This window comes from Paenibacillus sp. J31P190, from assembly GCF_059692075.1.
The window spans coordinates 23,552-33,503 of sequence record NZ_JCAUAS010000042.1 but is presented as its reverse complement, the minus strand read 5'-3'; the positions used below and the strand labels follow the sequence as shown (position 1 = coordinate 33,503).

Genomic DNA, 9,952 nt, shown 5'->3' with positions numbered 1-9,952 from the left:
TGAATATGATACATGGGAGTACTCCTTTCTCTGTTTATTTGGTGTGGTAACCTTAAACTTCGAGAATTTGGGGAGGTACTCCTTTTTTGCGTGCTTAAAACCCTTGCGGTACCAAGGGTTCTAAATTATGAAATTGACTCATGAATACAACAATTCCAACTCAAATTGGCCATTTCGCATGAAATAGGGCTAATTTGTTGTACGAAATACAACATATCCAGCCTGGCAGGCAGAAATCAAAGAAACTGTTGTACGCAGTACAACTTTACGCTAATACCAAGGAAATGTTAATCATTTTGCTACTTTTCCCGCGTGATAAGTCCATTTCGACTCTCTCAGCATACATTTATCGGTTAACAATCATCCTTCTGACTCTGAGAAGTCCTTTTTGGACTTCTCAACAACATTCATATAACCTTCATGTAATACGGAAAAAATTAAGCGGGATCACCATTCTATTCACATAAAGAAAGTGGAACTGGACACAAAGTTTTCAATCTATTTGCCTATGATCTAATGCCTCATCTTTCTTCTTGCTTCTAGCTCCTTCTTCAAGGCATGCTCAACGGATTCTGCAAGGATATCGAATTTCTCTGCAACGGTGTACGTCAGGATCTTTCCACAATGGACGCAGCGCTGTATTTGAATATCTGTGACTTTCGAACAATTTGTGCATTTAATCATCGTATGTCGTCCACCTTTGTAATTATCATACCTCCATTATACACATATACATCAAAAATCCACCTATTTACCTACCCAAGTGTACACCCCAGGTGACACCAAGACTAACCAGATACTTACGGTAATCGATGCTTCATATACCTAACCTAGAACAATCGAGCGAATTTATATGAATTCATTTATAATGGATGTATATCCATACAAAATGTCAACTTCAGGCAGGTGAAAAGCAGTGTCCTACATGGATATACCCTATAGCTTAGGAGAAAAGTCAGTCGTTCCCCTTTGCAAGTTTATTTCCATTTGGAAGGTGCAGGCCAACGACACCTATCAAGTAACTAAAAGTGCTGGATTTGTTACACCCGGGCTTTTTATTACTTATGAAGGAAATGGTGTCATCACCCTAGCCGAAGACCGATACGACTTGTACCCTGGCTCCTTTTTCTTCGTTAAAGAAACAGTTCCATGTACTTACAATTGCCAAAATAATAATTGGAAATTTTATTTTATTGACTTCAGCAGCTTGGACATGGCTCACTTTCTCCACCTTCCTGTTGGAGAAATCTTATCCACTGCGAAGTTAAGCGAAGCTCTTCAATTATGCGAAAAAATCATTGAAACCCTGATCGCACAACCCGCTGGTTACGCTTATTCAGCCAACATCCTGCTGCAGGAAGTGCTGCTCCTTTTCGCAAGGGAACAGTCGTTTTTAGCTGCGCCTAACCATACCGAGATGGACAGAATCCTCTACTACATGCACAAAAACTTGAACAAACCTATGCAAATTGATGAGCTTGTGCAAATGAGCGGTTTGTCACGCACCTACTTCTTCGCTCGTTTTCGTTCCATGACCGGACATTCTCCAACCAGCTACATGCTAAAACTAAAGTTAGAGTCGGCCAAAGTTTCGCTTGAAACGACTAACTTACCAGTCAAGGAAATAGCAGCAGCTTTGCACTTCTATGATGAATTTCACTTCTCAAAGCTCTTTAAGAAGCACTATGGCATGCCGCCTAGCGTTTTCCGGCGACAATAAGCATTATAATAAATTCATTTATCGTGACCTCGCGGCTTTTTACCGCTCCACCTTTCATCAACCTTCTCATTGACCGATTGATATCTCGCATCTACGCTGATCCGATATTGGTTCGTCGTATTTTCAAGCGAACAATGAAGCAAATACATGCCGAAGATGAGAACATCGCCTGCATCAAACGTTGTTGTAGCCCATTTTCCGCCGAATTTATCCGTAATAACCAGCGGGTCGTCGGTATAGTGTCCAATGCCGTCAAGATCTGAATCCTTCGTCCCGTACGACTGTTTCAAATCTTCGAAACGATGTGAGCCAAGGCAAATCGCCAGTCCTCCCATTTCATAGGATACATCCCCTAGTGGCGACCAAACCGTATAGACTTTCTCTGTACCTCTTCCCATGTAGACAATGTCATAATGAGCTCCAGTAAAATCACCCTTGCCTACTGCCCTAAGCCATTTGTAATGATACGTAAGCGATGGTTCTCCAAGGAACTCATCAAAAAAGCGCATGATGTGATCCCCGTTCAAAACATTAAGCAAAGCTGGTAGATCCTCATTCGTCCCTCCCATGAAGATGCTCTTGCTGCCATCAGCCATTCTGCCTTCTTCCAATAGAGTATCGCGATCAAGCTTCCCCATATGCCCCATTTTCTCTAAAATACTCGTGCGTGCATGAAGCACCTTCGCTCGGTCATGAAATCCACGGATGAGTAAATATCCGTCTTCCTCCATCCGCTCGCGCAGCGCCACCACATCATGAACAATCTCGTTTGAGCTCCTCAGCTCTGTCAAATGGGGACCACCCAGCTCCAACTCGCGACTTCCTACTTTCACCAACATTTGCACACACTCCTCTGCGTAATTGACTTATAGCTTAAGTGTAGGTGAGTTTCCGTTGTTGAGCCATGGATGAGCGAATTTTGTGCATGTATAATCGTACATTTTTTATCGTGGAAAGCGAGAAAATGTTTAATATCTTTATTTAACCTACAACGTCACGCTACACGAAGGAAGCAGCCGATTGTTCCAAAAAATAAAAGAGCCGAATGGATCGTTCTCATCCACTCAGCTCTTAGGTTTTATTTTACAATAATTTGCATAACGTCACTTGCCGTTGTTCCATTTCCATTTATAAACTCACAGCGATATTGATAAATGCCAGGAGCTTTTCCTGAAATTTGTGTACTTGCCGATTGGGCACTTGGTGTTTGTGAAGATAAAGATTGCGTTTCAATAAGTTCGCCATTTTCATATAATCGATATTGTGCTGCGTTCGTGCCCCACCACATATTAGCAGTAATGGTATAGGTCCCATCTTGATCCCAGTTATCGCTGGACAACACAGGTTTGCCAGGATTCGCATCAACCACGGTGACGGTGTGTGGATCACATGAAGTCGTTCCATACAAATTCGATAACACACATGTATACACATAGGTTCCGTTTGGCTTACCTTGAATAGGAATAATGGAAGTCTGTGCTGCTGGTGATGCATCGGCCAGTGACTTCGTTTGGATCAATTGGCCATTCTCGTACAACTTATACAGTGAGCCATTGTTTCCCCACCACATATTCATCGTAACCACATAATTGCCATCATGTAAGCCTGTCGCAACACCACTATTATTCGAAAGTGTCGGTTTACCTGGCACCCCGTTCGCAAGCAATGCCGGACTGACGGAATGCCGTTCGAACTTGACTGCATCAGCCCTCGTATAGATCATATCGGCAGGAAGCGTTGGCGGATCTACCGTTGTCGGAGTCTCCCTGGATAAACGAACGTACTCGCTGCCGTCTCCTGTAAAGTCGAACGTTCCAAGATTAACCCAACCCGACGAGCCGACTGTCGCATCGATATACGTGACCTCGGTAACCGACTGATGCTTCACTTCCACTTTGACGTGATTATCGTTTGCCGTCGTATGGACGATCTTGTAGATGGAGACCGTATATCTCCCCTCTGGAAACTGTGCCTTCCACGTCGCCGATGATCCTTGAACTGTAGAGTAACGAGACTTAACACCAATTTTGTATCCGGCTAAATTGCTTTGGCTCCAAGACCCTTCCGTTGCGTATAACCCGGTCGTATTCGTACTATCGACGATAACCGTCAGATCCCTGATCGCTATGGTCAAAGGAGGTGTTGTTAAAGTTGCTCCGTCCATCGTTACCGTAGCCCACACCGAGATATGATCTGTTGTTCCATCCAGGCTTTGAAGGGTCACCAAACCGTTACTGTCCACTGCAGCCAGATCGGTTCTATCAACGAAATACTGCACATTCGCCTGGGTCAAATCACCGATCAATCCGTTGTCCAAATAGCCGGTTACGTTCAGTTGAGCAACTTGAGTCATTTGCAATTCGTCCCTATCCGATTGGATGACCACCGACTCCAATTGGAGCGTTCTATTAGGGTCCACCCACATCATGGCATCGGCAACTACCCTTGACTTGTTGGCTTTATTCGTTAATTCGACATACCCACTATCGCCCGCTGCAAAAGGATAAGCTCCCAGGAACACCCAGGTTCCATTGGCTATGGACTGATCAACGGTAACCGTCTCGGAGCCCCCGCTATAATAAACGGTAAAAGAGGCATTGGTTGCCCAATTTTCACTCGTGGCGGTTATTTGCGGAAGCTTGTAATACACGCTATAAGTGACACTTTCCGGCAGCTCCGGCCGCCAGAGAATCTTGCTTGACGCTGTGCTGGCAGTCGATTTCGCATATACATAGTTATCGTAGTAATAGTCATTAGCCGTCGTATCTCGTATCCAGACGCCTTCTGTCTCCGCCTCCGTATTATCGACAATGATGGATGACCCCTCCTGCCAATCCGGTTGGACCGGCGTTACCGTTACCTGATCAGGCAAATATAGCGTCCGCTTGCGGGTCTGTTTTCCGTCCGATTCCACATAATAAGTGAAGGTTTGGGATAAATCGTTTACCCGTATCGACCATTCCATCGGATAGATCGTATCGGGAACGGTCGTGTACGTGGCCCCGCCATCCAAGGAGTAATGGATCGTCGCTGGTTTCGTCGTTTTTGCCTGCACGTAAGCATCGTAGGACGTTTCGTCGGGCTTGACGATTAGCATGCCTTTAACAGCATCTATTGGACTATGAATATCGAAGAAATAGCTTGCATCCGATGTATCCGCTGTTCTAACCTGGTGCAGCGGCACATCAATGTTGAGCCCCTCCACAATGATAGCGGTTATTCCCTTGCTTGACACCGTGGCATTAATGATTCCACCTTTCATAACCACTTGTTCTGGTGTGCCATTATCGCGGATGATGGTTACGGTATAATCTTGTGCCGGGTTGAACCCAATGAGTTGCTCATTCAATTCGATCGGAGTCTGTACTTCAGCTGTCGATTCGTTGCTTAATCCGATGTAGAATTTATTTCCGCTCTCCGCCGTTATCCAGTTCAATTGAGAGTGGTTGGTTTGGATAATCCCCTTGGGCATCCAGAGCCAAACGTCGGAATTGCCGTAAAAATGGCCTGGTTTATTCCCATAGAGGTGATATTTGAACCATAAAAAATTAGTTTCGAATACGGAAGGGAATGAAATACTCCCGTTCGATTTCAGCGATTGTTCGCTGATCAGATAATCCATCGTTTGCCCGAGCTGCGCCGGCATATGGTGATAATAGATGGATGTAGCCCCGCTTGGACCTTCCAGAGGAAAATTCGGTTCCAGTTGACTAACGGCGAAGCCCTTATAGTAATAACCTGGATAGCTGGAATATCGTCCGATGACCGCATTATGAGCGATATCCTGCAGCAGCTTATCGCCTGTATAGAGCGACAATCTCAGCATGAACGGAGCCTCCTGCGCATTCATCCGATAATAGCCGGTTGTACTTCCCGCTTCAAACGTCAACCCGTTGGGTGAAACAAGCCAACTGTCCGCTTGTACGCCCCCGGCTACATCTTCTGGGAGCTTGCTCCTAGGATAATCGTATTTACCGCTTGCCGGCCAATGGAACGACTCCGCGTAATTATACGTCTCCGGCTGCGGAATCGTAACGGTGCCTCCGGGAACTGGACGAGCAACGAACATGGTGGCGTACTGTTTAGCTTCCTTATACGCGGCATTCAAGTATTTGGGATCTTGCGTTTCCTCGTACAGCTCCAAGATCTCCATCCACAGCTTGCTATAATAATAAATAAACTCATTTTTACTCACATTCACGGATGCAGGCGTATCGATATTTTGAAGGATATAACTGTCTGCTGCATCTTTGGCATCCTGCAAATACTGCGCATCCCCCGTCATACGATACATCATAAGGGGTTGAATGACAGGCCCTCTATCTTTCTGATCAGGATCTCGCACAAGGTACTCTTCCTGCCCCAGCGCCCCAATCCCTGCTGATGTGCCCAGCATCTGATTGACAGCGGCTACGCTTGAAACATCGAACGGCAAGGTTGCCATTTTCCATAACGAAGGTACGCTGTATACGGGCTTCTGTGTCGGCGACCAACCGATACCATTTCGCGATACCCCGTACTGAATGGACGGCAACGCCCTCGTATCGTAAAGCTGGTCGTCCCCGGTCAAATAATAAGCCCCCAGAAGAGCCGCATTCGATGTTGTTCGAACACTATCCTCGTTCTCGATATCAATGAAGCCCTTGGCCCGGTTCCACCACCCGCTTGGCGAAGGGACATAATTGACAGAATCGTCCCCCTGCGGCTCTATCTTAAGCAGATCGATCATATTGAACATCGCGTCAGTAAGCGACTGATCGGCCACATTTTCCCGATATGCCGTATAATCGTATTCAGTGCGGAGAATATCCTCGTAGGCTTTATACAGACTGCCTTTCTGAGCGATTAACCCTATATGGAACTGATACGTGCTTTCCGCAGTCATTTGCGAATACGTCCCTAGTTGAGGCGCATAAAGAATCGGCTGTACACTGCCTTCATTATTGACAAGACTCATGCCAAGCCGCTGCTGGGAAACGCCTCCCGTCGGTTCAAACTCGACCGGAAGCTGCTCAGATGGTACAAATACGCCATACGACAAAGCATTCCCGGCTCCGTCATTCTTTTCAACTAGACTCACGGGGGCACTTAACTCCCTCAAGCTAGTTGATTCAACTGATCCTACCATTTTCGCATGCGACCTGAAACCACTTAACACTTCATTGATGCCAGAGACTAGCTCCGTTGTGAAAGACTGATAGCCAATCACGTAATTGCCGTTCCGGCGAGGTGTAAATGCAAAGGAAACATCAGGTTTGTCCCCTGCCATGGACCAGTTCACTTGTAAATCGTAATCGCCTCCATGCAAAGAATCGGTTAATACGGCAGTATTGCTATCAGGGAAATTGATCCCGTCGAAAGTAATCCAGCGTTTGTTCATCGTATCGTAGTAATTGGTTCGACTTCCCGCATTCCCATCCAATAAGACCCATTGTTCTTCAAGTCTTTCCGTCACATTATTAGTTGGCACCCAGTTGCCCGTATCCACGTCCTTGTAGAACAGATCACGAACGATGGATTTACCTCCATCCCAAGCCGCTTCATAGAAGGTCGCCTTATAGTTTGCGTTTTCGATGCTGCCTTTCTCCGTATAACTGAGATTCGTCAATGTGCGGCTGCGCAGCGGAGGCAGCGGCGGAGCTTGCTGCCGGATATTTCCTTCGAACTTGACCGCATCTGCACGCGTAATGATAGTGCCCGTCGTAGGTTGCGTTCGAGTCAGCCTGACAAATTCGGTATCATTACCACTGAAATAATACTCCCCCAAATCGACCCATCCGACAGATGGGCCCGAAGAGGGCCTGAGATCCATAAACATGACATCCGTAATCCCATTGTGAACAATTTCGATTTTTACATTACTATCTGCTTTATCCGCCCAATTAAGCTTGTAGAACGATATTCTCGCCGTTCCTGCTTCCAACCGCGGATTCCATGTGATGCTTCTTCCCACCGCATCCGTATATTTGGAACTGGAATTATTGTATCCCTTCACTCCCGCACTTGTGGTCCAATAAGGAGCGGAGTACCCGTTATTCGCGTTATCCACATCGCTGGTAACGACATCATCAATCGTGATGCTTCCATCATCAATGATGATCGTCTTATGAGGCTCTTTCTGCTGAATATTCCCTTCGAACTTGACCGCATCAGCACGCGTAAGTATCGTGCTGGAGCTGCTGGTAGACCGTGTCAATCTAACGAATTCTTCACCAACCCCGGAGAAATAATACTCTCCCAAATCTACCCATCCCGCAGGCGCCCCGAATAAAGGCCTCAGATCCATAAATAGGACATCCGTCGTTCCATTATGAACGATTTCGATTTTCACATTGCTATCCGCTTTGTCCTCCCAGTTAAGCTTGTAGAACGATATTCTCGCCGTTCCTGCTTCCAATCGTGGATTCCACGATATGGTTCTGCCTGCTGTACTCGTATATTTGGAACTGGAATTATTATACCCCTTCACCCCGGTACTTGTGGTCCAATTGGGAGCCGAGTATCCGTTATTCGCGTTATCCGCATCAGGGGTGACGACACCATCGATCGTGATGCTCCCGTCATCGATGATGATTGTCTTAAACGGTAAGGTCTCCGCATTAGCGGTCCTTATCCCAAATAGGCTTAAAGGAACTATAATCGTCATGATGAGAACGATTAAGAAGAACAGCTTACTTTTTATCATAAAACTCACATCCTTTCCATGATTTGCTTTCAAACAAAACGGATTTCAACAAATGGAATGTTCGAATCATTCTGATAACGCTTTCAAAATAAGAACCCAACCTCCTTTGTTCGAATTGTTGTGACGCAGCAATTATCCGTATCGGTCTGACTAGTCCCTACGTCTTTTTTTATCTTAGCATGTCATATAACCGTAAAATTTCTTTAATTTCAAGAATTTCTTATAAGATTTTATGTCAAAAAAGAAACCTACGTCGTATTGGACCGCTCTACTGCAGTCAAATACGAGGTAGGTCCTGCGATGGGAACAAAGCCGATTTGATCAATTAAAGTGGCGGCTGCACCAGCAACAACCTCCCAAGCTGAATCACCGTTTGCTTGTACCAATCCGGATGCTTCCGTACATGCTCCAAACTTCGTTCATTGCCACTTGCCTCAAACACTGCCGCTTTATCTGTCATCTCGGCATCGATTTCGAAGTGAATAGTATGTTTCCCATTCGGAAGTTCCGGCAAGAAAACATACTGATTCCGATTATGATCGTTATATGGCGTGAATCGATCGATGAGGAAAGGTTCCCCGCCATCCACCGTTACTTTCAATCTGCCGGAATCGGGTCCCCCGATATCGAACAGCCCGATATGAGTGCCTATGAATTCCACCTCGATAGACTCCCCCGGATCGACCGCACGCCATAGGCCAGGAAACAACCAATTGTACTCGCGAACCAAATCTGAATCATCGGAAGTCATATAGGACCACCCTGCTGAAAAATTGGCAAGGCCATCCAGCGGCAACATAGCGGCGTACTCCCAAGGATTTCCAGGGACCAACGGGGCCTGAGGTAAGTTATGTTCAACCCTCCCCAAGCGTCCTCGAAGTTCACGAATCTTCTCAAACGACCGGGTGATCGTATCCGTGTAAATCTGGTGTCCTTCTGGAATTGTCGGATGTATCGAATCATGCGTGAAAACAACGGCTCCGGAAATAGGCTCATCTGCTCCGGAAGTAAAAACAAGCTTTCCCTCCGACACCAAATGACTGACGGCTATGCCCAGATGAATCGAAGGAATACCGTAATAGTCGGCCACAGCTTCCTGCATAAGAGCTCCCTTCTGGTATTCCCCAGACTGAAATCCGACCAAATCCCGCTCCTTCAGCGTATATACAAACAGGATATCAGTATAACGACTCCGTTTACGGATTTGACGGACGATTCCTTCAATCCGAGCTTTGGACTCGGGAACTCCGCCGTCGTTACCGACAAATTCGACAAACACCAGGTCCGGCTGATGCCGCAGCACGTCCATCTCCAAACGGGCGCAGCCCAAATCCGATCCAGTTCCGTCAATGCCTGCATTCACACAGCGAATATCCGCCTTGGGATATTGCTCACGAAGCCATTCCGCTGTCATTACACGGTATCCTTCAGAACGGGTATTACTGCCGCCAAAATAGACTATGGTCACCGTGTCCTCATTTTCCAACTTTTGAATTACATTTGGAAGGCCTTCCCTAGGAAATAATTCCTTCATCGTCACTTCACCT

General features: G+C 46.3%; 5 protein-coding genes. 1 reads left to right on the top strand and 4 read right to left on the bottom strand.

Annotated elements, in window-relative coordinates:
• Nucleotides 1-513 precede the first annotated feature (513 nt).
• The gene (locus AC58U0_RS35415) at nucleotides 514-684 is read right to left on the bottom strand and encodes a hypothetical protein (protein ID WP_497313431.1); all 171 of its coding nucleotides are present in this window, start codon (nucleotides 682-684) and stop codon (nucleotides 514-516) included.
• Nucleotides 685-925: 241 nt separating this feature from the next.
• Here AC58U0_RS35415 and AC58U0_RS35410 point away from each other — a divergent pair, with 241 nt between their 5' ends.
• The gene (locus tag AC58U0_RS35410) at nucleotides 926-1,720 is read left to right on the top strand and encodes a helix-turn-helix domain-containing protein (RefSeq protein WP_497383400.1); all 795 of its coding nucleotides are present in this window, start codon (nucleotides 926-928) and stop codon (nucleotides 1,718-1,720) included.
• A gap of 14 nt (nucleotides 1,721-1,734) precedes the next feature.
• Here the strand turns inward: AC58U0_RS35410 and AC58U0_RS35405 are convergent, their stop codons facing one another.
• The 3 genes from AC58U0_RS35405 to AC58U0_RS35395 form a co-directional block, all read right to left on the bottom strand.
• On the bottom strand, nucleotides 1,735-2,559 hold the full coding sequence (locus tag AC58U0_RS35405; protein ID WP_497383399.1) for a phytanoyl-CoA dioxygenase family protein: 825 nt from the start codon (nucleotides 2,557-2,559) through the stop codon (nucleotides 1,735-1,737).
• A gap of 239 nt (nucleotides 2,560-2,798) precedes the next feature.
• Nucleotides 2,799-8,405: a golvesin C-terminal-like domain-containing protein gene (locus tag AC58U0_RS35400; RefSeq protein WP_497383398.1), complete on the bottom strand. Its 5,607-nt coding sequence runs from the start codon at nucleotides 8,403-8,405 to the stop codon at nucleotides 2,799-2,801.
• Between the two features lie 325 nt (nucleotides 8,406-8,730).
• Nucleotides 8,731-9,939: an SGNH/GDSL hydrolase family protein gene (locus AC58U0_RS35395; RefSeq protein ID WP_497383397.1), complete on the bottom strand. Its 1,209-nt coding sequence runs from the start codon at nucleotides 9,937-9,939 to the stop codon at nucleotides 8,731-8,733.
• Nucleotides 9,940-9,952 lie beyond the last annotated feature (13 nt).

Bases quoted from the DNA above. Each gene is read 5' to 3' on its own strand.
- AC58U0_RS35410 (WP_497383400.1), top strand. From the start codon at position 926: ATGGATATACCCTATAGCTTAGGAGAAAAGTCAGTCGTTCCCCTTTGC.
- AC58U0_RS35415 (WP_497313431.1), bottom strand. From the start codon at position 684: ATGATTAAATGCACAAATTGTTCGAAAGTCACAGATATTCAAATACAG.
- AC58U0_RS35400 (WP_497383398.1), bottom strand. From the start codon at position 8,405: ATGATAAAAAGTAAGCTGTTCTTCTTAATCGTTCTCATCATGACGATT.
- AC58U0_RS35395 (WP_497383397.1), bottom strand. From the start codon at position 9,939: ATGAAGGAATTATTTCCTAGGGAAGGCCTTCCAAATGTAATTCAAAAG.
- AC58U0_RS35405 (WP_497383399.1), bottom strand. From the start codon at position 2,559: ATGTTGGTGAAAGTAGGAAGTCGCGAGTTGGAGCTGGGTGGTCCCCAT.